The 20,927-nt window shown below is 66.6% G+C and carries 20 protein-coding genes; 10 read left to right on the top strand and 10 right to left on the bottom strand.

The annotated features are described in order from the left end of the window. Positions 1-121: 121 nt before the first annotated feature. Positions 122-733: a regulatory protein RecX gene (locus LQF10_RS11810; RefSeq protein WP_231064045.1), complete on the top strand. Its 612-nt coding sequence runs from the start codon at positions 122-124 to the stop codon at positions 731-733. A gap of 34 nt (positions 734-767) precedes the next feature. On the opposite strand, the gene LQF10_RS11805 is transcribed toward LQF10_RS11810, so the two are convergent. The 4 genes from LQF10_RS11805 to LQF10_RS11790 form a co-directional block, all read right to left on the bottom strand. After that, complete coding sequence (locus LQF10_RS11805) at positions 768-1,673, bottom strand: amino acid ABC transporter permease (RefSeq protein ID WP_231064044.1); 906 nt, start codon at positions 1,671-1,673, stop codon at positions 768-770. Then, entirely contained in the window at positions 1,670-2,344 is a 675-nt protein-coding gene (locus LQF10_RS11800) for an amino acid ABC transporter permease (RefSeq protein ID WP_231064043.1), read from the bottom strand. The genes LQF10_RS11805 and LQF10_RS11800 overlap by 4 nt, the downstream gene beginning before the upstream one ends. Before the next feature lie 107 nt (positions 2,345-2,451). Next, positions 2,452-3,342, bottom strand: coding sequence for a glutamate ABC transporter substrate-binding protein (locus tag LQF10_RS11795; RefSeq protein WP_231064042.1), 891 nt, complete (start codon positions 3,340-3,342; stop codon positions 2,452-2,454). 68 nt (positions 3,343-3,410) lie between these two features. Beyond that, the gene (locus LQF10_RS11790) at positions 3,411-4,205 is read right to left on the bottom strand and encodes an amino acid ABC transporter ATP-binding protein (protein ID WP_231064041.1); all 795 of its coding nucleotides are present in this window, start codon (positions 4,203-4,205) and stop codon (positions 3,411-3,413) included. Between the two features lie 135 nt (positions 4,206-4,340). On the opposite strand from LQF10_RS11790, the gene miaB reads away from it, so the two are divergent. The 3 genes from miaB to LQF10_RS11775 are packed head-to-tail and all read left to right on the top strand — an operon-like array spanning position 4,341 to position 7,831. Further along, the gene (gene miaB, locus LQF10_RS11785) at positions 4,341-5,912 is read left to right on the top strand and encodes a tRNA (N6-isopentenyl adenosine(37)-C2)-methylthiotransferase MiaB (protein ID WP_231064040.1); all 1,572 of its coding nucleotides are present in this window, start codon (positions 4,341-4,343) and stop codon (positions 5,910-5,912) included. A gap of 12 nt (positions 5,913-5,924) precedes the next feature. After that, on the top strand, positions 5,925-6,860 hold the full coding sequence (gene miaA, locus LQF10_RS11780; protein ID WP_231064039.1) for a tRNA (adenosine(37)-N6)-dimethylallyltransferase MiaA: 936 nt from the start codon (positions 5,925-5,927) through the stop codon (positions 6,858-6,860). After that, positions 6,857-7,831, top strand: coding sequence for a diaminopimelate epimerase (locus tag LQF10_RS11775; protein WP_435531391.1), 975 nt, complete (start codon positions 6,857-6,859; stop codon positions 7,829-7,831). Before miaA ends, LQF10_RS11775 begins: the two co-directional genes overlap by 4 nt. A gap of 56 nt (positions 7,832-7,887) precedes the next feature. On the opposite strand, the gene LQF10_RS11770 is transcribed toward LQF10_RS11775, so the two are convergent. After that, positions 7,888-8,490 carry a class I SAM-dependent methyltransferase gene (locus LQF10_RS11770; protein WP_231064038.1) on the bottom strand — a complete coding sequence of 201 codons (603 nt, stop codon included), beginning with the start codon at positions 8,488-8,490 and terminating at the stop codon, positions 7,888-7,890. A gap of 185 nt (positions 8,491-8,675) precedes the next feature. Between LQF10_RS11770 and hflX the strand changes: the two genes are divergently transcribed. The 3 genes from hflX (at position 8,676) to LQF10_RS11755 (ending at position 13,374) form a co-directional block, all read left to right on the top strand. Further along, positions 8,676-10,190, top strand: a complete 1,515-nt coding sequence (gene hflX / locus LQF10_RS11765; RefSeq protein ID WP_231064037.1) for a GTPase HflX — start codon at positions 8,676-8,678, stop codon at positions 10,188-10,190. 268 nt (positions 10,191-10,458) lie between these two features. After that, positions 10,459-12,408: an ATP-dependent DNA helicase gene (locus LQF10_RS11760; protein WP_231067316.1), complete on the top strand. Its 1,950-nt coding sequence runs from the start codon at positions 10,459-10,461 to the stop codon at positions 12,406-12,408. A gap of 27 nt (positions 12,409-12,435) precedes the next feature. Next, positions 12,436-13,374, top strand: a complete 939-nt coding sequence (locus LQF10_RS11755) for an L-lactate dehydrogenase (protein ID WP_231064036.1) — start codon at positions 12,436-12,438, stop codon at positions 13,372-13,374. A gap of 12 nt (positions 13,375-13,386) precedes the next feature. On the opposite strand, the gene lexA is transcribed toward LQF10_RS11755, so the two are convergent. Continuing rightward, positions 13,387-14,085 carry a transcriptional repressor LexA gene (gene lexA, locus LQF10_RS11750; RefSeq protein ID WP_231064035.1) on the bottom strand — a complete coding sequence of 233 codons (699 nt, stop codon included), beginning with the start codon at positions 14,083-14,085 and terminating at the stop codon, positions 13,387-13,389. A 239-nt stretch (positions 14,086-14,324) separates the two neighbouring features. Between lexA and LQF10_RS11745 the strand changes: the two genes are divergently transcribed. Beyond that, positions 14,325-14,786 (top strand): LysM peptidoglycan-binding domain-containing protein, encoded by a 462-nt coding sequence (locus LQF10_RS11745; protein ID WP_231064034.1) that lies wholly within the window; start codon positions 14,325-14,327, stop codon positions 14,784-14,786. A 174-nt stretch (positions 14,787-14,960) separates the two neighbouring features. Then, complete coding sequence (gene nrdR, locus LQF10_RS11740) at positions 14,961-15,437, top strand: transcriptional regulator NrdR (protein ID WP_231064033.1); 477 nt, start codon at positions 14,961-14,963, stop codon at positions 15,435-15,437. An 89-nt stretch (positions 15,438-15,526) separates the two neighbouring features. Here nrdR and LQF10_RS11735 read toward each other — a convergent pair whose 3' ends face one another. After that, on the bottom strand, positions 15,527-16,579 hold the full coding sequence (locus tag LQF10_RS11735) for an aldo/keto reductase (protein WP_290371084.1): 1,053 nt from the start codon (positions 16,577-16,579) through the stop codon (positions 15,527-15,529). Between the two features lie 145 nt (positions 16,580-16,724). Between LQF10_RS11735 and LQF10_RS11730 the strand changes: the two genes are divergently transcribed. Beyond that, complete coding sequence (locus tag LQF10_RS11730; RefSeq protein WP_231064032.1) at positions 16,725-16,934, top strand: DUF5302 domain-containing protein; 210 nt, start codon at positions 16,725-16,727, stop codon at positions 16,932-16,934. Positions 16,935-16,961: 27 nt separating this feature from the next. Here LQF10_RS11730 and LQF10_RS11725 read toward each other — a convergent pair whose 3' ends face one another. Genes LQF10_RS11725 through LQF10_RS11715 form a run of 3 tightly spaced genes read right to left on the bottom strand, consistent with a single transcriptional unit; the run spans position 16,962 to position 20,746 of the window. Further along, the gene (locus LQF10_RS11725; protein WP_231064031.1) at positions 16,962-17,273 is read right to left on the bottom strand and encodes a hypothetical protein; all 312 of its coding nucleotides are present in this window, start codon (positions 17,271-17,273) and stop codon (positions 16,962-16,964) included. A 23-nt stretch (positions 17,274-17,296) separates the two neighbouring features. Further along, a complete protein-coding gene (gene serA / locus LQF10_RS11720) occupies positions 17,297-18,514 on the bottom strand; it encodes a phosphoglycerate dehydrogenase (RefSeq protein WP_231064030.1) in 1,218 nt (405 codons plus the stop codon). Between the two features lie 42 nt (positions 18,515-18,556). Beyond that, the gene (locus tag LQF10_RS11715) at positions 18,557-20,746 is read right to left on the bottom strand and encodes a HelD family protein (protein WP_231064029.1); all 2,190 of its coding nucleotides are present in this window, start codon (positions 20,744-20,746) and stop codon (positions 18,557-18,559) included. Between the last annotated feature and the right edge of the window lie 181 nt (positions 20,747-20,927).

Genomic DNA, 20,927 nt, shown 5'->3' with positions numbered 1-20,927 from the left:
CTCCGGCGGGCAGGCTGCTGCATCAACCCGCACCGCCGTCGGATCCCGACGGCGGTGCGGTCGTTTCGAGGCTGCGCCTGTCACAGAGGTGGTCGAGGCAGGCGAGTGAGGTGGAAGAACGATGAAGAGCGCTCGACGGCGACCCTCCCGCGTGCAGGAGCCGCCTGAGACGGGTGCGGCTGCTGAGGACGCCGAGCCGGACCCGGAGCAGGTGGCGCGCACCATCGCGCTGCGCAAACTGAACGCCGCACCGCAGTCGCGTGCGCAACTGGCCGAGGCGATGGCGAAGCGAGACGTGCCGGAGCCGATCATCGAGAAAGTGCTCGACCGGTTCACCGAGGTGGGGCTCGTTGATGACGTGGCCTATGCCGAGATGCTGGTGCGCAGCAAGCACAACGAGCGTGGGTTGGCCCGGCGAGCCCTGGCACAGGAGTTGCGCCGCAAGGGGATCGAGGGCGACGTGGCCGATGGCGCGCTGGAGGCCGTGCAGCCCGAGGACGAGCACGAGCGTGCGCGCGAACTCGTCAGGCGTAAGGCCCGGAGCACCCAGGGATTGGAGCACCAGAAGCGGCGACGACGCCTGGTGAGCATGCTCGCCCGGAAGGGGTACGGGCCGGGGGTGGCGCTCAGCGCCGTGGACGAGGTGCTGGCTGAGGATAGCGAGATTCCAGCCCTCGACGAACTCGATGCGCGGTCCTCCGACGGTCCAGGAGAGTTCTTGGATGCACCGTGACTGGGGGTTGGGCGCGGGACGTGCAAGACAAGGCTCAGCTGCCCGTTGCCTCACCTCGGGTATCCGCTACACCGGCCATTCCGGTCGTGATGCCGACGCCGGGTGCTTGCTTGCCGGCAGCGCCCGATCGACCGCCGATCCGCCGGGCCAGACGCCCAGCCGCGAACGACAACACGATATTGATCACGATGAACATCACGGCTGCGACGAAGAATGCCTGCAGGATGGGAAACGGAGCGTTCGACCCGATCAACCGAGCCGAGCGAAGAAGCTCGGGGTAGGTAATGATGTACCCGAGCGCGGTGTCCTTGAGGATCACCACGAATTGGCTGATCAGCGAGGGCAGCATGGCGATCAGCGCCTGGGGAAGTTCGATCGACCGCAGTGACTGGCCCCGGGTCATCCCGATCGCGAGTGCCGCTTCGCCCTGGCCCTTGGCCAACCCATGCACACCGGACCGAACGAGTTCGGCAATGACGGAGCCATTGTACAAGGTGAGTCCCACAATCACACCGAAGAGGGGCGCGTCTTCTGGAGGGACGTTTAAGACAAGCGCTGCTATGAACCACCCGGCGATCATCATGATGAGCACGGGGACGGCTCGGAAGAACTCTACGATGACGCTGCAGAATCCTCGGATTAGCGCGTTCGACGCGAGCCGTCCCACACCGAACAGCAAGCCGAATATCATCGCGAGCACGATCGCGTAGGCGGCCGCAATCAGCGTGTTCTGAAGGCCGGGTAGGAAATAGAACTCCCAGGTATCGGCCTCGACCATGACGGCCCACTTGGCTGGGTCGAACTGCTCCTTCTCGGCCATCTGAACGATCACCCAGGCGAGTACGCCGAGGACGAAGACGGTACCGACGACGTTTCCGACGGCGATATTGCGACGGCCCTTGGGTCCCGGCGAATCGAACAGAACTGCTTGTGCACTCATCGGGACACCGCCAGACGCCGGGAGAGGTAGGTAGTGATCAGGCCGACAGGGACAACGATGATCACGAAACCCACGGCGATCGTAAGGAAGATTGGTACGACGTAGTTCGCGTCGTTCTCGATCATTGTCCGCATCATCACGGAGACCTCGGGGACCGACGCCGCCGCCGCCACGGTACTGTTCTTGATCAGCGCGATGAGTGTATTGCCGAGTGGGGCTATCGCACCACGGAACGCCTGGGGCAGGATCACCAGGCGCGCTGCGGGTAAGAACGAGAGCCCGATTGCCCGAGCCGCTTCGGCCTGGCCCACCGGCACAGTGTTCACCCCCGACCGGATCGACTCGGTCACGAACGATGCGTGGTAGATGGTCAGCGCAAGGACTGCCAGCCAGAAGAAGTTCGTTGCGAAGTCATCCGAGAACTGGAGACCCAACTGTGGCCACAGGACGAGGATGCCTGAGGCCATGACGATGGTCAGTGGAGTGTTCCGGACGAGGTTCACGTAGCCCGCACCGGCCATCCGTAATGATGCGATCGGTGAGATACGCATCATCGCCAGGAAGGTCCCGAGCATGAACGCAAACAGCGCCGCGAAGAAGGTCAGTTTCAGGTTGACCCAGTAAGCGCCCGCGATGTCGTAGTTAGAGAGCACCTCGAGGAAGTCGCTCACTGACACACCACCTTCACCACTTCCGGCCCCGTCACGGCAGGGCGATCAGAACGTTGCTCGGAGGCGTGGTGGCGAGGCCGCAACCTCGCCACCACGCGTCATCGAAATCAGGAGGCGCAGCCGCGCATCTCGGGCGGGTTCAGTTCGGCGTTCGGCGTGTACCCGGTGCCTTCTGTATTCGCCTCGACAGCAGCTTCCCACGAGCCGTCGTCGATCATCGCCTGGATCGCGGCGTTGATGTCCTCGCACATGTCGGAGCCGTCAGGAAGGCCCACACCGTAGTTCTCCTCTGAGAACGGACTTCCCACCACTTGCAGCGCGCCACTGCCTTCGGCAGCGGCAAGGCCGGCCAAGATGATGTCGTCGGTGGTCACGGCGTCCACCTGACCGCCGGTGAGGAATTGGATGCACTCTGAATAGCCGGGCTGCTCGATGAGGTTGGCACCGGCTGCGTACTCATCCACGACGCGCTGCGCGGATGTGGACCCTGAAACGGAGCACAGATCGAGCCCATCCAGCGATTCGGGACCAGTGATCGTGCCCTCATCCTCGGATCGGATGAGCAGATCTTGACCAGCCACGAAGTACGGCCCAGCGAAGTCGACTGCCTCGTCCCGCTCGTCCGTGATGGAATAGGTCGCGAAGATCATATCCACCTGACCGTTCTGGAGCATCGTCTCGCGCTGCGCGGACGGTGCCTCCACGAACTCGATCTGGTCGGCGGAGTAGCCCAGCTGTTCCGTCACATAGAGGGCGACATCCACGTCGAAGCCGGTGTAGTCGCCGCCGTCCTGGAAGCCGAGACCGGGCTGGTCGAACTTGATGCCGATCCGCAGGCCCTCGCCAGCGTCGGCACCACCGTCCCCTTCGTCGGTCATCTCCTCACCGCCGGTGTTGCCAGTGTCGTCTGTCTCCCCGGGGTCGGCTGTGCTACAGGCTGTCAGGGTGAGCGCCCCCACGGCAGCAAAGGCCGCCAGCGCTACTCGTGTGCTCTTCATGATTCTCCTTCGGGTTGTGCGGGAGTGGTTCGCCGGGCCGTGAGGGTTCCTCGACGGCTCGGTATACATCAGTGCGCCAGGATCTTTCCGAGGAAGTCCTGGGCACGGTGGGTCTGCGGGTTGGTGAAGAACGTCTCCGGGTCGGCCTCCTCCACGATCTGCCCTTCAGCCATGAAGATCACCCGGTCCGCGGCCTTGCGGGCGAAGCCCATCTCGTGGGTGACCACCACCATGGTCATCCCCTCCTTCGCGAGGGCGACCATGGTGTCGAGTACCTCGTTCACCATCTCTGGGTCCAGGGCGGAGGTCGGCTCGTCGAACAGCAGCACCTTGGGCTCCATCGCCAATGCGCGGGCGATTGCGACCCGCTGCTGCTGACCACCGGAGAGCTGAGCGGGCAACTTCGCGGCCTGGTTCGCCACTCCGACGCGTTCGAGGAGTTCCATCGCGCGCTTCTTCGCTATGGCGGGCTTGACCCCCTTCACCTTGATCGGCCCAAGCGTGACGTTCTCGAGGATCGACTTGTGTGCGAACAGGTTGAAGGACTGGAACACCATCCCGACGTCGGCGCGCAACCGGGCCAGCGTCTTGCCCTCGTCCGGCAACGGCACACCATCGAGTGTGATCGATCCGGAGTCAATCGGCTCAAGACGATTGACGGCGCGGCACAAGGTGGACTTCCCCGAACCGGAGGGGCCGATCACCACCAGCACTTCACCCCGGTGCACGGTCACGTTGATGTCCTTCAGCACGTGTAGATCGCCGAAGTACTTGTTCACGTTCTCCAACACCACGAGCGGTTCGCCGGAGTGCGCAGGGATCTCACCCTCGGGTGTGACGGGCGTCACGGAACTGTCGGTCATAGACGCAACCTAACCTTTCTGCGTTTCCAGAGCGAGGCAGTCGAGTCACAGTACGGAAACGATCCGTTCATCTGGCATCTCATCCCCACCCGGGCTCACTGTGCCCCGGGCCCGCTCGAACTGCGAGGTTGACGGATGCACACCGTAGAATCTGCCTGCGTGAGCACCGACTTCGCTGGACCCCGCACCTACATGGTGCGCACGCTCGGCTGCCAGATGAACGTGCACGACTCCGAACGGATGGCTGGCCTGCTCGAAGATGCCGGTTACGTAGCAGCCCAGACCCGTGGCGCAGGCTCCCTGATGGCCGAAGCCGCGGGCGCCGACGTCGTCGTGATCAACACCTGCGCCGTCCGGGAGAACGCCTCGGACCGCCTCTATGGAAACCTGGGCCAACTCGCCAGCCTGAAGAAGGAGAACCCGAACCTGCAGATCGCCGTCGGGGGGTGCCTGGCCCAGCAGGACAAGGGCGGCATTGTGGACCGTGCCCCCTTCGTGGATGTCGTCTTCGGCACGCACAACATCGATGTGCTGCCCGCGATGCTGGAGCGCGCCCGGCACAACGATGCCGCGCAAGTGGAGATCGAGGAGGCACTCAAGGTCTTCCCGTCCACGTTGCCCACCCGCCGTGAGAGTGCCTACGCAGCGTGGGTGTCCATCTCGGTGGGTTGCAACAACACGTGCACCTTCTGCATCGTGCCCCACCTGCGCGGTAAGGAACGCGATCGCCGCCCCGGCGAGGTCCTCGCTGAGGTGGAGGCCGTGGTCGCGCAGGGCGCCATCGAGGTGACCCTGCTCGGCCAGAACGTGAACTCCTACGGGGTGGGATTCGGCGACCGCGGCGCCTTCGCCAAGTTGCTCCGGGCCACGGGCCGGATCGATGGTCTGGAGCGCGTCCGATTCACCTCCCCGCACCCCGCTGCGTTCACCGATGACGTGATCGAGGCGATGGCACAAACACCGTCCGTGATGCCGCAACTCCACATGCCGCTACAGTCCGGATCCGATCGGATCCTGCGTGCGATGCGCCGTTCGTACCGCAGCGCGAAGTTCCTCGGCATCCTCGATCGGGTCCGTGAGCAGATCCCGCACGCCGCCATCACCACCGACATCATCGTCGGGTTCCCGGGGGAGACCGAGGAGGACTTCCAGGCCACCCTCGACGTGGTCGAAGCCTCTCGCTTCTCCAGCGCCTTCACGTTCCAGTACTCCCCGCGCCCGGGCACCCCGGCTGCCGAGCTGCCTGATCAGGTGCCGCAGGACGTTGTGGCCGAACGGTACGCGCGGCTGGCCGCACTCCAAGATCGCATCTCCGAAGAGGAGAACGCGACGCAGGTGGGCCGCACGCTCGATGTGCTGATCGCCGAGAGCGAAGGGCGTAAGGACACCACCACGCAGCGCCTATCCGGCCGAGCCGAAGACAACCGGCTTGTCCACGTGGGTCTGCCGGAGCACATCGCAGCCCTTCCTGAGACGGAGCGCCCCCGGCCGGGCGACATGGTCACCGCCACCATCACCCGCTCCGCTCCGTATCACCTGATCGCCGACTCCGGCCTCGACGGCGGTACGTTCGCCGTCCGTCGCACCCGCGCGGGGGACGCCTGGCAGGCCCGCCGCGAAGGTGGCCACTCCCATGCCACCCCCGCCGACGGCGCAGCTGCAGCAGGCAGTCCGGTCACCCTCGGTATGCCCTCGCTCCGGCGCTGAGTGGTGCCCGCTGTGCCTACGCCTGAAGGCGAGCCCGATCAACCCCCGGTAGTGGCCGTCGTCGGACCTACGGCCACCGGTAAGTCCGATCTCGCCCTCGACCTCGCTGAGCAGTTGAACGCCGAGATCATCAACGCCGACGCCATGCAGTTCTACCGCGGTATGGACATCGGCACCGCGAAGCTCCCGGTGCACGAGCGCCGAGGCATCGAGCACCACCAGCTCGATGTGCTCGAGGTGACTGAAGAAGCGAGCGTGGCGACCTACCAAGCCTTTGCCCGGGCTGACATCGAGGCGTGCCGCGAGCGTGGCCACGCCGTGGTGGTGGTCGGCGGCTCCGGACTGTACGTACGCGCGCTCCTGGACCGGATCGACTTTCCCGGCACCGATCCCGAGGTGCGCACCGCGTGGGAGGAGCGTGCCGCTGAGGACGGGCCGGGCGTTCTGCACGAGGAGCTCACCCGCCGTGATCCGGAGGCCGCCGCCCGCATCGACCGCGCCAACACCCGCCGCATCGTCCGTGCACTCGAGGTCATCGAGATCACCGGCCGCCCGTTTTCCGCCAACCTGCCCGACCACACCTATGCGATTCCGGCGGTGCAGATCGGCCTTGATCTGGCTGACGAGGAACTGGATGCCCGGATCGATCAGCGTGCGCGGCGGATGTTCGCCGGCGGTCTGGCAGCCGAGACCGAGCTCCTGCTCGAGGAGGGCCTCGAGGATGGACGCACGGCCTCGCGCGCCGTCGGATACGCACAAGCCATCGCCTGGATTCACGACGAGATCACCGAGGCGGAGGCGATCGAGAGTACGGCACTGGCCACCCGGCAGCTCGCCCGCAGGCAGCGCAAATGGTTCCGCCGTGACCCGCGCATCACGTGGCTCTCGGCGTCCGATCCTGACGACGGGCCCGACCTCCTCACTCGGGCACGTAGGCTCGTGGGGTGAGCGAGATGAGCACCCCGCCCGAGCGCGCCGTCCAGGCCTCCGCGCCGACCCTGCCGACGACTCTGATCAAGGGGCACGGCACCGGCAACGACTTCCTGCTCTGGGCTGACCCCGATGGCTTGCACGACCTCACGCAGGCGCAGGTGGCCTCCCTCACCGACCGGCACATCGGCATCGGCGCCGACGGCGTGATCCGCGCGGTGCCCGCCACTCACGCCGAGGAGTCACTCGCTAAGGCCGCGGACGAAGCCGGCGCCATCTGGTTCATGGACTACCGCAACGCTGACGGCTCCCTCGCCGAGATGTGCGGTAACGGCATCCGCGTGTTCACTGCGTTCTTGCGGCAGGAGGGCCTGATCGACCTGCCCGACGGTGCCACGATCCCGGTGGCAACCCGCGCCGGGGTGCTGCAGGTGCGCCGCGAAGGCGAGGACTACGCCGTCGATATGGGCGTGTGGACGGCACCCGGTGGGCCAGAGGCGCTCAGCGAAGGCTTCGACGTCTCTGTGGTGGTGCACGGTCTGTCCGAACAACGACCGGGCCTGCGCCTGGAGCTGCCGAACCCGCACACCGTGGTCGCGGTGGAAGCCCCCGAGGAGCTCGACGAACTGGATCTCTCCCATCCGCCCGGGGTCGACCCGGCACCCGAGCACGGCACCAATGTGGAGTTCGTGATGCCGCTCGGCGAGCGGGAGATCGAAGAGATCGATACTGACGGCACACTCCTCGGCACTCGCCGCATCGGTGTGGTGCGGATGCGGGTGCACGAGCGGGGCGTGGGGGAGACGCTCTCCTGCGGGACCGGTGCCTGCGCGGCGGCGCTCGCCGTGCGGACCTGGTTCGGTAGCGGGGCGCCGGATGAGTGGCAGGTGCTGGTGCCCGGGGGCGCGCTCCGGGTGCGCATGCTGCCTGAACAGCATGTGGAACTCGCCGGTCCGGCTGAACTGGTGGGTCAGGTCACGCTGCTCTGACAGCGCATGCTCGCCACGACGGGCCACTTTGCCCACAGGCACTCTGCCCACACGTCCTAAGCGCCGGTGACCTGCAGCACCCGGTAGCCCTTCACGCTGGTCAGCCGCACCACGTCCAGCTCTAGGGTCTCGGCGATCCAACGGTGCAACGAGTCCGACCCCAGGTGCTTTTGCACCACCACGTGCGCCTGCGCGCCGGGTCGCACCCTCGGTAGCCAGGTCTGCAGAATCTCGTGCAGGGCCGCCTTGCCGATCCGGATCGGCGGATTCGACCACAGGGCATCCAACCGAAGCTCTGGTTCCGCGGCCAGAAGCGCGGCCGGCTGCCACGCCTCCACGTGATCCAGTCCCGCTGCTGCCGCGTTCTCGCGCGTGAGCTCCAGGGCGCGTTCGTTCACGTCCACTGCGAGCACCCGGGCGCTGGAGCTGGCCTGTGCGAGGGCCAAGGCGATCGGCCCCCAGCCGCAGCCCAGGTCGAGCAGATTTCCCGACGGCGGAGGCTCGCCCACGGCGTCGAGGAGCACGGTGGTGCCGGGGTCGAGGCGGTCGCCCGAGAACACGCCACGGTCCACCTGCACAGTGACGGGCGTGCCGCGAAGCGTCACGGTGAGTGTCCGCCGTCGCCCGGGTCCCTCCGGTGAGGAGAAGTAGTGACTCACGGTCGCCCACCCTAGCCCCAGCCCCACCCCGCGAGTGCGGTGTATCTCGCTCACCTGCTGAGATATAGGCGAGATGCCGCGCACTCGGCGTGGCACGAGTGCGGCATGTGCTCTGGGTGAAATCCCTTGGCGCTCTCCCGGCCGCATGGGATCGTAGACCATCATTGCGCCCACGAGAGGACACCATGACCGTACCTTCCGCCCGTACGACGCCCGACGAGCCCGAGCCCTCCACCGAGGATCGCGCACAGGACGTCGTCGCCCGAATCCTGGCGAGGGCGGGGACGGCCATCCAGGCTGGAGATGACGAACACGCCAGCCACCACGGCGACCAACTGGACCTGGACGAACGGGCCGCGCTGCGCCGGGTCGGCGGGCTCTCCACCGAGCTTGAGGATGTCACTGAGGTCGAGTACCGGCAGTTGCGCCTCGAGCGGGTCGTGCTGGTCGGCCTGTGGACCCGCGGCACCGCTGAGACCGCCGAAGTCTCCCTCCGCGAACTCGCCGCGCTCGCCGAAACCGCCGGTTCGGAGGTACTGGACGGCCTGCTGCAGCGCCGCTCCGCCCCTGACCCAGGCACCTACATCGGCTCCGGTAAAGCTGCCGAGCTCGCCGATGTGGTGAAGAGCACCGGTGCGGACACGGTGATCGTGGACTCCGAACTCGCACCTTCGCAGCGGCGCGCGCTGGAGGATGTGATCAAGGTCAAGGTGATCGATCGGACCGCGCTGATCCTGGACATCTTCGCCCAGCACGCCAAGTCTCGCGAGGGCAAGGCACAGGTAGAGCTCGCCCAGCTCGAGTACCTGCTCCCGCGTTTGCGCGGCTGGGGCGAGTCGATGTCCCGCCAAGCCGGTGGTCGCGCCGCCGGCGGTGAGGGAATCGGCTCGCGTGGTCCCGGTGAAACCAAGATCGAGCTGGACCGGCGCAGGATTCGTACCCGGATGGCCAAGTTGCGCCGTCAGATCTCCCAGATGGCTCCCGGCCGTGCTGCCCGCCGCAGTTCGCGCCGCACCGGTGCTGTGCCGTCCGTGGCCATCGCCGGATACACCAACGCCGGGAAGTCCTCGCTGCTGAACCGCCTCACAGGCGCGGGCGTGCTCGTGCAGAACGCTCTGTTCGCCACGCTGGACCCCACCGTCCGCCGGGCTGAGACCCAAGATGGACGCCTTTACACCCTGGCCGACACGGTCGGTTTCGTGCGCAACCTTCCCACTCAGCTGGTCGAGGCCTTCCGATCCACCCTCGAGGAGGTGGGCGAGTCCGATGTGCTCCTGCATGTCGTGGACGCGTCCCATCCCGATCCCGAGGGTCAGCTCACCGCCGTTCGGGACGTGCTGCGCGAGATCGAGGGAGTCAAGGACATCCCCGAGATCATCGCCCTGAACAAGGCCGACCTCGCCGAAGCCGAGACGATCGCCCGGCTCCGCACCCGCGAACCGGGCGCGATCGTCGTCTCGGCGAAGACTGGCGCAGGCGTGGCCGAGTTGCAGGCGCGTATCGCCGATCTGCTCCCTCGCCCGGCTGTCGACGTGGACCTCATGGTGCCCTACTCCCGCGGAGACCTGCTGCACCGGGCACACACCACCGGCGAGGTGATCACCATCGAGCATCTGGACGAGGGGACCCACCTCGTGGCCCGCGTGGACGAGGCGCTCGCGAATGACCTCGGCGCCACGGAGCACCGCCGATCCGGTTAAGGGCCCGCGGGCACTCGATCGAGATCTGCCACACCGGTCGAGACCTGCCGCACGACCAGCCCGCCGTCCTGCGTGAGGGCGGACGTCAGGTCGTCCTCGACGCGGCAAGAGTCCAGAATCGTGCCCCAGACGTCCACAGGCCGGCCGGTCGCTGCCGCTGACGCCGTGGAGGACGCGCTAACGTCGTCTGGTGCCTGCTGATGCCACCCCCGCTACCGACGCGGCCGACCATCCGATCGATGATGTTCTCGACGCCGTGGTGGCCTCGATGGGAGGCTCGCGCCGCGAGGGACAGCACCAGATGGCCCGGACCGTTGCCGACACCCTCGACGACGGAGCGCACCTGCTGGTGCAGGCCGGCACTGGCACGGGGAAGTCGCTCGCGTACCTGGTGCCCACGCTCATGCACGCCGTCACGCGTGGGCAGCGAGCGATCGTTTCCACCGCCACCCTCGCCCTGCAGCGTCAGGTGATCGGGCATGATCTTCCACTGGTGGCGGACATCCTCGCCGAACGCCTCCCTCGTCCACCCGAGGTGGCCCTGCTCAAGGGATGGCACAACTATGTGTGCAAACACAAGGTCGCCGGCGGCTACCCGCCCGACGACGAAGGCACGCTGTTCTCCGCGAGCGAGGCTGCGCCCTCGGCGGCGGAGGACCACCCGGGCGAGCAGGCCGCCGACGCATCCCTCGGCGCCCAGGTGGTGCGGCTGCGGGAATGGGCAGAAGAGACCGACACCGGAGACAGGGACGATCTCGTCCCTGGAGTCAGCGACCGCGCCTGGCGGCAGGTCTCGATCACCTCGATGGAATGCCTCGGCCAGAAGTGTCCGCTCCTAGCCGAGTGCTATCCCGAACGGGCCCGGGCCACGGCGCGCGAGGCGGACCTGGTGGTGACCAACCATGCCATGCTCGGTATTGCCGCCTCCGGATCGCCGAAAGTGCTCCCCGAGCACGAGATCCTGCTGGTGGACGAGGCGCACGAACTGACCGACCGCGTCACCGCTCAGGCCACGGTGGAACTCTCCGCCGCGGTCGTGGAACGGACCGCCCGGATCGCCCGCCGCCACGGTGGTGTCAGCCTGGCCGCGATGGATGACGCGGCCGCCGAACTGCGCACCCTTCTCATGCAGGTTCCCGAAGGTCGGCTCCGGACCGGGCTGCCCGAGGAACTCACCGCCGCGGTCCGCACCATCGCCGGCGCTGCCCGCGAGGGAATGAGCGCAATGAAGGGCGAGAACAAGGCCGGCGGCGAGGCTGGCGGGATGACGATGGCCAAGAGCGCCCTGCTGGTGCTCTTCGAGGTGGCCGATCGGCTGCTCTCGGACCGCGTGCAGGAGAACGTGGACGTGCTCTGGTGCGAACGCGGGCGCCGCCCTGGCGAAGGTTCACGATTGATGGTGGCGCCCTTGAATGTGGCCGGCCCGATCGTCGGAGAGTTGCTCGCTGGGCGCTCAGCCATTCTCACCTCGGCGACGCTCACGCTCGGCGGCACCTTCGACGCCACGGCCGGGGCGCTCGGCCTGGCTGCGGGCGCCTATCGCTCGGAGATCGTCTCCTCACCCTTCGACTACGGCCGGCAAGGAATCCTCTATGTGGCCAAGCACCTGCCTCCACCAGGCCGGGACGGGACTGACGACCAAGTGCTCGACGAGATCGCCGACCTCGTGAGCGCCGCCGGGGGTGGCACCCTGGGCCTGTTCTCCTCCCGGCGCGGCGCACAGGCGGCCGCGGAGGCGATGCGGGAGCGATTGGACACTCCGGTGTTGCTGCAGGGCGACGATGTGCTGCCGACGTTGGTGCGGGAGTTCGCGGCCGATCCGACCGCCTCACTTTTCGGCACCCTCTCCCTGTGGCAGGGCGTCGATGTGCCTGGACAGTCCTGCCGGCTCGTGCTGATTGATCGTATTCCGTTCCCACGCCCCGATGATCCGATCAAGGCTGCGCGGACCGAGGCGGTTGGCAAAGCTGGTGGGAACGGGTTCATGGCCATCTCCGCCACGCATGCGGCGCTGTTGCTGGCGCAGGGCGCCGGCCGATTGATCCGGTCCACGACCGACCGGGGAGTGGTCGCGGTGCTCGACCCGCGGTTGCGGACCGCGCGCTACGGCACCTTCCTCGCCGCGAGTCTGCCGCCCCTGTGGCCGACCACGGACGGTGAGGTAGTCCGCGCGGCCCTGCGTAGGCTGGCCGTGACAACCGAGTCCACCTCGGCCTGACTCGATCTGCACACGATGGGAGATCGGATGCCCTCACATCACGTGGACACCTTGGCGGTGGTCGGCGCCGGAGCGGTGGGCGCGACCCTCGCCTACGCGGCGCTGATCCGCGGCGTTGCGCGACGGGTGGTGCTCTATGACATTGACGGTGCGAAAGTCAGGGCGGAGGCGCTCGACCTCGCACACGGTATCGAGTTCGTCCCGATGGGCTCCGTGGAGGGTTCGGATGACATCGACATCTGCGCCGACGCTGATGTGGTGGCGGTCACCGCCGGGGCCAAACAGCGCCCGGGCCAGAGCCGGCTCGACCTCGCTGGGCACACCATCGACCTGATGCGCACCATCATGCCCGCACTTGTGCAGGTGGCGCCGCGGGCCGTCTACCTCATGGTGACCAACCCGGTCGACGTCGTCACCTATGCGGCCCTGCGCATCTCCGGTTTGCCTGACCATCAGGTGATCGGTTCGGGGACGGTGCTCGACTCGTCCCGCTTGCGCTACCTCGTGGCGTCCGAGTGCGGGGTGGCGGTGCGCAATGTGCACGCCTATGTGCTCGGTGAGCACGGGGATTCCGAGGTGCCCATCTGGAGTTCGGCGACCATTGGTGGCGCGCCCGTGGCCGACTTCGCGATTCTGGACGCCCAGGTGCGTGACCGTCTCGCTCGCGAGGTGGTGGATTCCGCCTACCGCATCATCAACGGGAAAGGTGCCACCAACTACGCCATCGGCCTTGCCAGCGCACGGATCATTCAGACGGTGCTGCGATCTGAAGGGGCGGTGCTCCCGGTGTCCAGCCTCCTGAACGACTATCTGGGGATCTCCGACGTCTGCCTCTCGGTGCCGACCGTCCTCGATCGCAGCGGGGTCACGCGCCACCTCCCGGTGCCGCTGACTGAGCGCGAGCTCGCCGGGCTGCAGGACAGCGCTGCATCGGTTCGCGAGGTAGCGCGCCGATTCGGCTTCTGATCGGGGTGGTGATCAGAGCGCGCGGAGCACGCTGACCACGCGGCCCAGGACCTCTGCGTCCGTTCCATCGATGGGGGAGTACGCATCATTGGCCGGAAGGAGCCATAGCGCGTCGGCGGTGCGCTTGAACGTCTTCACTGTCGCTTCGCCGTCGATCATGGCCGCGACGATCTCTCCGTTCTCTGCGACGGCCTGCTGACGAACGACCACCCAGTCGCCGTCACAGATAGCAGCGTCAATCATCGAGTCACCGACCACTTTGAGCAGGAAGAGCTCCCCCTCGCCGACGAGTTGGCGCGGCAGTGGGAACACGTCCTCGACGACCTGCTCTGCCAAGATCGGCCCACCGGCCGCGATCCGACCCACCACCGGGACGTAGGTGGCTGAGACGTCGGACTGCTCGCCGTCATGCATGGTGAACGTGCCCGGCTGGGCAGTGACCTCCTGAGCGTCGTCAGGGTTGATGATCTCGATCGCACGAGTCGACACCGGGTCGCGGCGCAGGTAGCCCTTCTGCTCGAGCAGGTTGAGCTGATACTTCACCGATGACGGGCTCGCCAACCCCACGGCAGCGCCAATCTCGCGCATCGTGGGCGGGTAGCCCTTCTTCTCGAGGCTGTGCTTGATCGACTTCATGATCAGGCGCTGGCGCGGGCTGAGTCCGTCCGGACCGGGGCGGTCCTTCGGATCGGTCGATTTCGCGCGGCTCATGGTGTCCTCCAAGGGGCCTCGGGCGTTGATATGACGCCAATGTCAGTGGTCGGTGGTGTGCTCTGACGTGGTGGTGCTCCCAGCCTAGAGCGAAGCGCCGCCACGTCAAAACATCTGTTCGACCAGCGTGTCGACAGTGTCGCACATGCGTGCTACTGTCAAAACAGGTGTTCGACGAACGAGTGTTCGACCCACACGTCCCATCGAGACCTGCACGTTCTTTCGAGAGGAGAGCTCAGATGAGCGCCTTGGCCCTTCCCGTTCCGGAGTTTCGCCCGAGCCCGGTGCGTCGCCGTCACCTTGTTGCCGTGCCCGACACGGTTCCTGATGTGCCCGGCCGACCAGCGGCCTCGGATCCGACCGTTCAGCCTGCGCCGGCACCTGGTGCTGCGGTCGCCTCGGTGATGAGGCCGCTGCGACTGACCGCTCGCGGTCGCGTCGTACTCTCCGTCCTTGCGCTGCTGGCCGCTGTGCTGGTCGGTTCGCTGGTGGGTATCACCTTCCCGGCGAATGAAGCACCGCCCGCCGAGGTCGGTGTCGTCACCGTTGCTGCGGGGGAGAGCCTGTGGGTGATCGCGAGTGAGGTGGCCGAGCCGGGGCAGGATGTGCGCGTGGTCATCGATCAGATCATGGCGCTGAACGGTCTCTCGGGTGCGACGGTGCACGCCGGACAGCAGCTCACGGTGCCCGCTGGGAGTTAAGCGCCTCCGCCTCGCAGCCGTGCTCGCGTGCCGTGTCGGAGTCGTCGGTGACTTTCCACTTGCGCTGCAGGCCTCTCAGTGTCTACGGTTTCCCTACATCTAGTAGTTACACCGATGTGATTGCCGCAGATATGGTGCTTGTGGCATCACTCGACGAGAGGGATCGGCGCCGAAGTGCATTGTCCGTTCTGCCGCCACGGCGATTCGCGTGTCGTGGACTCGCGGACGGCCGAGGACGGTGCGTCCATCCGCCGTCGCCGTCAGTGCCCCAACTGCTCGCGACGGTTCACCACCGTCGAGACCACCAGCCTCAGTGTGATGAAGCGCTCCGGAGCCGTTGAACCGTTCAGTCGAGACAAGATCATCTCTGGTGTCCGTAAAGCGTGTCAGGGACGACCCGTCTCCGAGGACGACCTGGCGCTACTTGCCCAACAGGTCGAGGAAGCAGTGCGCGCCACCGGAGTCGCCGAAGTGGATGCCCATGAGATCGGCCTGACGATTCTTGGTCCGCTCCGTGCTTTAGACGAGGTTGCTTACCTACGCTTCGCGAGCGTGTACCAAGGATTCTGCTCCCTGGAGGACTTCGAGGCCGCGATCACCGCCTTGCGGGAGGATCGCGCCGAGTTGGACGAGGCGAAGTCCCTCACCTAAGCGGCCGTCGGTGGTCCGGGAGGGGAAGCCCGGACCACCGACGGCGACATACCGGTGCTGGCGGCCCGTTCCTTCTGATCGCGAGGTGCTCACAGGTCGCTGGACCGATGAGCCCAGATGTTGACGCCGGCGTCCCGAGCGTGCTGCTCAATGGCCGCCAGTTCGTCATCGTCGAATTCAAGGTTCGCCAGGGCACCGAGCGTGTCATCCAATTGGTCCACACTGGACGCGCCCACCAGGGCCGTGGTGATACGCGGATCGCGGAGCACCCACGCGACGGCCATCTGCGCGAGAGTCTGACCGCGATCGGCGGCGATCGCGTTCAGCGACCGCACCCGATGCAGATTCGCTTCGGACAGGAACGAGGGACGGAGCGGTCCGTCTTTCGCCGCCCGCGAATCATCCGGGACGCCCGCCAAGTACCGGTCGGTGAGCATTCCCTGTGCCAGCGGTGAGAACACCACGGCTCCCATCCCCAGATCGCCCAGGACGTCCATCAGCGACTCCCCGGACTCGTCGGGCTGTTCGATCCATCGGTTGATCAGGGAGTACGAGGGCTGGTGCACCATGAGATTCAGGCCGATCTCGGCGGCGATCGAGGCCGCCTCTCGTGTGCGCTGAGCCGAGTAGGAGGAGATCCCGGCGTAGTGCGCACGGCCGGAATCCACCGCCGTCTTGAGCGCGCCCATCGTCTCCCGCAGCGGTGTGGTCGGGTCGAACCGGTGGGAGTAGAAGATGTCGACGGCGTCCAGACCCAGCCGGCGCAGGGAGGCATCGAGGGAACTCAGCAGGTACTTGCGAGAACCACCTTCACCATAGGGACCCGGCCACATGCGGTAGCCCGCCTTGGTGGTGATCACCAACTCGTTCCGGTATGCGGATAGGTCGGTGGCGAGCAGGTGGCCGAACGCTTCTTCGGCGGCCCCACGCGGCGGGCCGTAGTTGTTCGCGAGATCGAAGTGGGTGATCCCTCGGTCGAACGCGCCGAGCACGAGATCGCGCTGGGTCTGGGCCGGTGTGGTGGAACCGAAGTTCTGCCACAGTCCGAGGGAGACGAGCGGGAGATCGAGGCCGGAACTCCCTGCTCGGCGCATGGCCATCGAGTCGTAGCGGGAATCGGCTGCCTGATAGTGCATCGTCATACCTGCGATGCTAAAGGCCTGGCGCCTGCCGCAGGATCCGGGCAGAGTTGGCCCAAAGGCGGCGGTGTGCGGGTATTGCGCAGATGGCAGCACCTGCCGAATCAGACCACAAGGCCCCGAACAAGGGTCAGTTGAGGAGCCGAAGATGACGCAGTCGCCGAACGAGCCGGACCAGAACGAGCCGGACCAGAACGAGGGTATGGCTGATGCCAAGGCGAAGATGCGTGAGGCGCTCGAGCGAAAGTCTGAGCGGGAACACCCGACCGCACGCGGTCACCGCAACACCGGGGCGGTGCACGGGTCTGAGGTAGACGGACCAGGCGGACGTCGCGTCTTCCGGCGCAAATCGGTCTGAGTCGAGATTTTCACTGCCGGTTGCGGCCTATGCGTCCTCCGTGCTGATCCGACCATCGGGCTCGGCGCGGATGACGCCTCGCACGCCGGTGAAGGTCAGCAACTCCTCCTGAACGCGTTCGATCAGGAGGTCCCAGCCGTGGTTGCCGCTGCCGAACGCGCTGCGCGCATGGTGCCGCAACTGCGCTGTCATGGCGTTCAGCTCGGCGTCGTCGGTGGTCCAGATCAGGGTCCGCGGCGGGTCGTCCCTGACATGGAAGCAGATCCGGCCCTTGGAGTGAGTGGCGTCGATCGTCACGCCGTCGTCGATGGCGTGGACGAGCCGATCGATTGGCCGCACAGGTTGAGCCGCGCTCTCAGCAGCTAGTCGCCCGAGTCGGGGCTCAGTGCCCGTACCCGGATCGTGGCATCCATCTGCTCAATCTGCTGCAGTGTCTCCCGAGGCAGGTCGCCCGCGATGTCGGTGACCACGTATCCCAGCGAGCCGGACGTGCTGAGCACCTGACTCTCGATGTTCACACCTGCGTCAGAGAGTGCCTGGTTCACGTGGGCGAGAACTCCGGGCACGTTGTGGTGCAGGTGCGCGACGCGATGGGCGCCGTCACTGGGCCGGTCCAGGATGAGCGAGGGCAGGTTCACGCTCAGCGCGGTCGCCCCGTTCTCGAGGTAGTCCCGCAGCTTCGCGGCCACGAACCGGCCGATGTCCTGCTGTGCCTCTTCCGTGGATCCGCCCACGTGCGGTGTGAGGATCACGTTCGGTAGATCCCGCAACTCGGAGTCGAACGGGTCCCCTTGGCTCTTCGGCTCCTGGCCGAAGACGTCGACGGCGGCGCCGGCCAATCGCCCGGCCAGGATCTCCTCACGCAACCCGTCGTAGTCCACCAAGAAGCCGCGGGAGAGGTTCAGGAAGATCGCCCCCTCCTTCATCCGGGCGAACTGGCGCGCACCGAACATGCCGGCATTACCCTCGCGCCCGTCCACGTGCAGGGTCACCACGTCCGACTCTTCGAGGAGTGCGTTCAGGCTCGGCATCCGTTTGGCGTTGCCCAGTGCCAGCTTCTCCGCAGTGTCGAAGAACACCACGCGCATCCCCAGTGCCTCTGCCACCACGGACAGCTGCGTGCCGATGTTGCCGTATCCCACGATGCCCAGAGTCCGTCCGCGGACCTCATGAGCCCCGTTCGCCGACTTGTCCCACACGCCCGCATGGAGCGACTTGTCCTTCTCGGTGAGCCGTCTGGTCAGCGCGATGATCTCGGCCAGCGCCAGTTCCACCACGGACCGGGTGTTCGAGAAGGGCGCATTGAACGTTGCTACCCCAGCATTCGCGGCCGCGGCGAGATCGATCTGGTTGGTACCGATGCAGAAGGCGCCCGCCGCGAGCAGATCCGGGGCATTCTCGATGACCCGTGCCGTCAACTGCGTCTTGGACCGCAGGCCGAGAACCTGGACGCCAGCCAGAGCGTCGATCAGCTCGTCTTCGTCGAGGGCACCCGAACGGGTGTCGACCTCGATTCCGGCGCTACGGAGCAGATCGCTACCGAGTGAGTGAATGTTCTCGAGAAGGAGTGCCTTGACCACAGTGACATCGTCCTCCTGCCGGCCCGGGATTCACAATCGCTCTCAGGTGCTGGACTCTTCGAAGCCCGGAGGCAGCGGCTGGCTGTGCACCACATGCAAACGCTGTGTCGGGCGCGTCATCGCGACGTACAGGTCCCCAGGGCGCCGGGCGTCGGCAAGTATGCGGGCGGGTTCGACCAGGATCACCACGTCGAATTCCAGACCCTTGCTTCCGCCAGGATCAAGGACGACCACCTCGTCGGTGAGGTTCACGGCACCGCTGACCCCGACGGCCTGGGCGATCTCCTCGCGCAGGTCTGCCGGCACGATCACGGCTAACCGTCCGCCGTCGGCGATGCTGCGCTCACGCTGCACCGCGGCCACAGTACCTTCCACGATCGAGTCCGTCTCGATCGTCACGACGGCCTCCGGTACGTTGCGCGCTGAGGTCACCGGCGTCGGGGGATGGGCAGGGTCCACCGCCTCCACCATGCGGCGAGCGGCCGCCATCACAGTCGACGGCGTTCGGTAGTTCACGGTCAGCGTTGCCTTGCGGTGCCGTCCCCGCAGCGGACGGTCCAGCATCGCCTCCCAACTGGTGGCACCGGCGAGGCTGGAGGTCTGGGAGACATCGCCCACCACGGTCATCGACCGAGTGGGGTTGCGGCGAAGTAGTGCGCGCCACGCCATTGCGGACAGTTCTTGAGCCTCATCCACCACGATGTGCCCGTAGGTCCAGGCGCGGTCATTCAGTGCCTGGTCGGCGGTGGAGAGTCGTGGCCCGGAACCGGCGAACCGGTCGGCGACCATCTCGGCGTCCACCATGCCCCCGCCATGGCCGGACTGGGCGAGCATCTCGCGGGCGTACGCCACCTCGGATTCACGCTGTGCGAGTTCAGACTGCGAACGGGCTCGCTCGGCTTCGTCGTCCTCTCCGAGGCGTTCGGCGGCCTCGTCCAGGATCGGGACATCCGATGGCGTCCACGGCGCGCCCCGCTCACGGTAGAGCGATGCCCGCTCCGCAGGGGTGAGGCGACCGGCCACCTCCGCCAACCGATGCGGTTTGGCGTAGAGGTCCTCGAGCAGGCCCGTGGCTGTCAGCGGCATCCAGCACAGGTTGAGCGCTACTCGCACATCCCTCGAATTGCGCAGATCGTCGATGATGTCGGCGCGATCCTCCTCACCGACGCCGGGCACTTTCTCGGCGTACTGCCGCACCAGGGCATTGAGCATATGCCGCACGAAGGCCACCCTGGCCACGTTGTGAGGCGCGCGGCCACGCCGTGCTCGCTCCTGTGCCTGACGGACATCGCTGGCGAGCAAGCGCAACCGGACCGACCCGACCACGAGGTCCTGCTCGGGCAACACGCGCTGGCGTGCCTTGACGGCCGAGGCGATAATTCGCGACCAGATCTCGCGCCCCTTCAATTCCGCCACCTGCGGAGTCTCCACACCGGTGGCCTCGATGCCGGGCAGCAGATCTCCGATCGTGGTGGCCACCACACCGGTCTCGCCGAGGGAAGGCAACACCTTCTCGATGTACCGGAGGAACACGCGGCTCGGACCCACCACGAGCACACCGGAACGCTCAATCCGCTCACGATGCGCGTACAACAGGTATGCCGCACGATGCAGAGCCACGGCGGTCTTCCCCGTGCCGGGTCCGCCCTCGACGATCAGCACGCCGTCCAGGTCGGACCTAATCACCGCGTCCTGCTCCGCCTGGATCGTGGCCACGATGTCGCTCATCCGGCCCGTGCGCTGAGCGTTCAGTGCGGCGAGCAACGCGCCTTCGCCGGAGAGCACCACGTCGGTGTCGGAGACGGCGTCCAGATCGAAGACGTCGTCCTCGATCCCGACGACGCGGCGATCCTTGGTCTGCAGGTGCCGGCGCAGGACCACCTCGCCTGGGTGGGCGGCAGTGGCCTGGTAGAAGGCCCGAGCAGCCGGGGCACGCCAGTCAGTGAGGATCGGGATGTGTTCGGCATCGGAAAGGCCGAGGCGTCCCACGTACCGGCGCTCTCCGCTGCGAAGATTCAATCGGCCGAACACCAGGCGTTCCTCGACGGCGTTCAACTGGGCCAGGCGATCTTCGTACAGGGTGGCGAAGGCGTCGCGTTCAGAACGGTTCTGGTGGCTGCCCGTGGCCCCGGTCCGGCGCACTGCAGTCAGTCGGGTGCGGGTGTGCGCACGCAACTCGTCCAGCCGAGCGTAGACCGCGTCCAGATATGCTTGTTCGAGCTCGTGGGCCACTGCCGAATCAGGTGTCGCCCGAGAATCGGGCACCACATCGCTCGAGGCCACTGATCGGCTCTCCCTACGTGCTCGACGTCAGAAGCGAAGATCTATTATCCACCTCGTTCGGGTGGAGTGCGTTCGCCTGGCTGGGGTTTCGCTCCCGGAAGAAGCGGGAATCTCTCAGGCGGCGGTGAGT

This window comes from Ruania halotolerans (genome assembly GCF_021049285.1).
Classification (GTDB): Bacteria; Actinomycetota; Actinomycetes; order Actinomycetales; family Beutenbergiaceae; genus Ruania; species Ruania halotolerans.
This window is presented reverse-complemented; position numbering and strand designations above follow the sequence as displayed.

Coding starts and splice junctions, on each gene's coding strand:
- LQF10_RS11805 (WP_231064044.1), bottom strand. CDS start 1,673: ATGAGTGCACAAGCAGTTCTGTTCGATTCGCCGGGACCCAAGGGCCGT.
- miaB (WP_231064040.1), top strand. CDS start 4,341: ATGCACACCGTAGAATCTGCCTGCGTGAGCACCGACTTCGCTGGACCC.
- hflX (WP_231064037.1), top strand. CDS start 8,676: ATGACCGTACCTTCCGCCCGTACGACGCCCGACGAGCCCGAGCCCTCC.
- lexA (WP_231064035.1), bottom strand. CDS start 14,085: ATGAGCCGCGCGAAATCGACCGATCCGAAGGACCGCCCCGGTCCGGAC.
- LQF10_RS11755 (WP_231064036.1), top strand. CDS start 12,436: ATGCCCTCACATCACGTGGACACCTTGGCGGTGGTCGGCGCCGGAGCG.
- LQF10_RS11745 (WP_231064034.1), top strand. CDS start 14,325: ATGAGCGCCTTGGCCCTTCCCGTTCCGGAGTTTCGCCCGAGCCCGGTG.
- LQF10_RS11735 (WP_290371084.1), bottom strand. CDS start 16,579: ATGACGATGCACTATCAGGCAGCCGATTCCCGCTACGACTCGATGGCC.
- LQF10_RS11790 (WP_231064041.1), bottom strand. CDS start 4,205: ATGACCGACAGTTCCGTGACGCCCGTCACACCCGAGGGTGAGATCCCT.
- LQF10_RS11810 (WP_231064045.1), top strand. CDS start 122: ATGAAGAGCGCTCGACGGCGACCCTCCCGCGTGCAGGAGCCGCCTGAG.
- LQF10_RS11760 (WP_231067316.1), top strand. CDS start 10,459: ATGGGAGGCTCGCGCCGCGAGGGACAGCACCAGATGGCCCGGACCGTT.
- LQF10_RS11730 (WP_231064032.1), top strand. CDS start 16,725: ATGACGCAGTCGCCGAACGAGCCGGACCAGAACGAGCCGGACCAGAAC.
- LQF10_RS11795 (WP_231064042.1), bottom strand. CDS start 3,342: ATGAAGAGCACACGAGTAGCGCTGGCGGCCTTTGCTGCCGTGGGGGCG.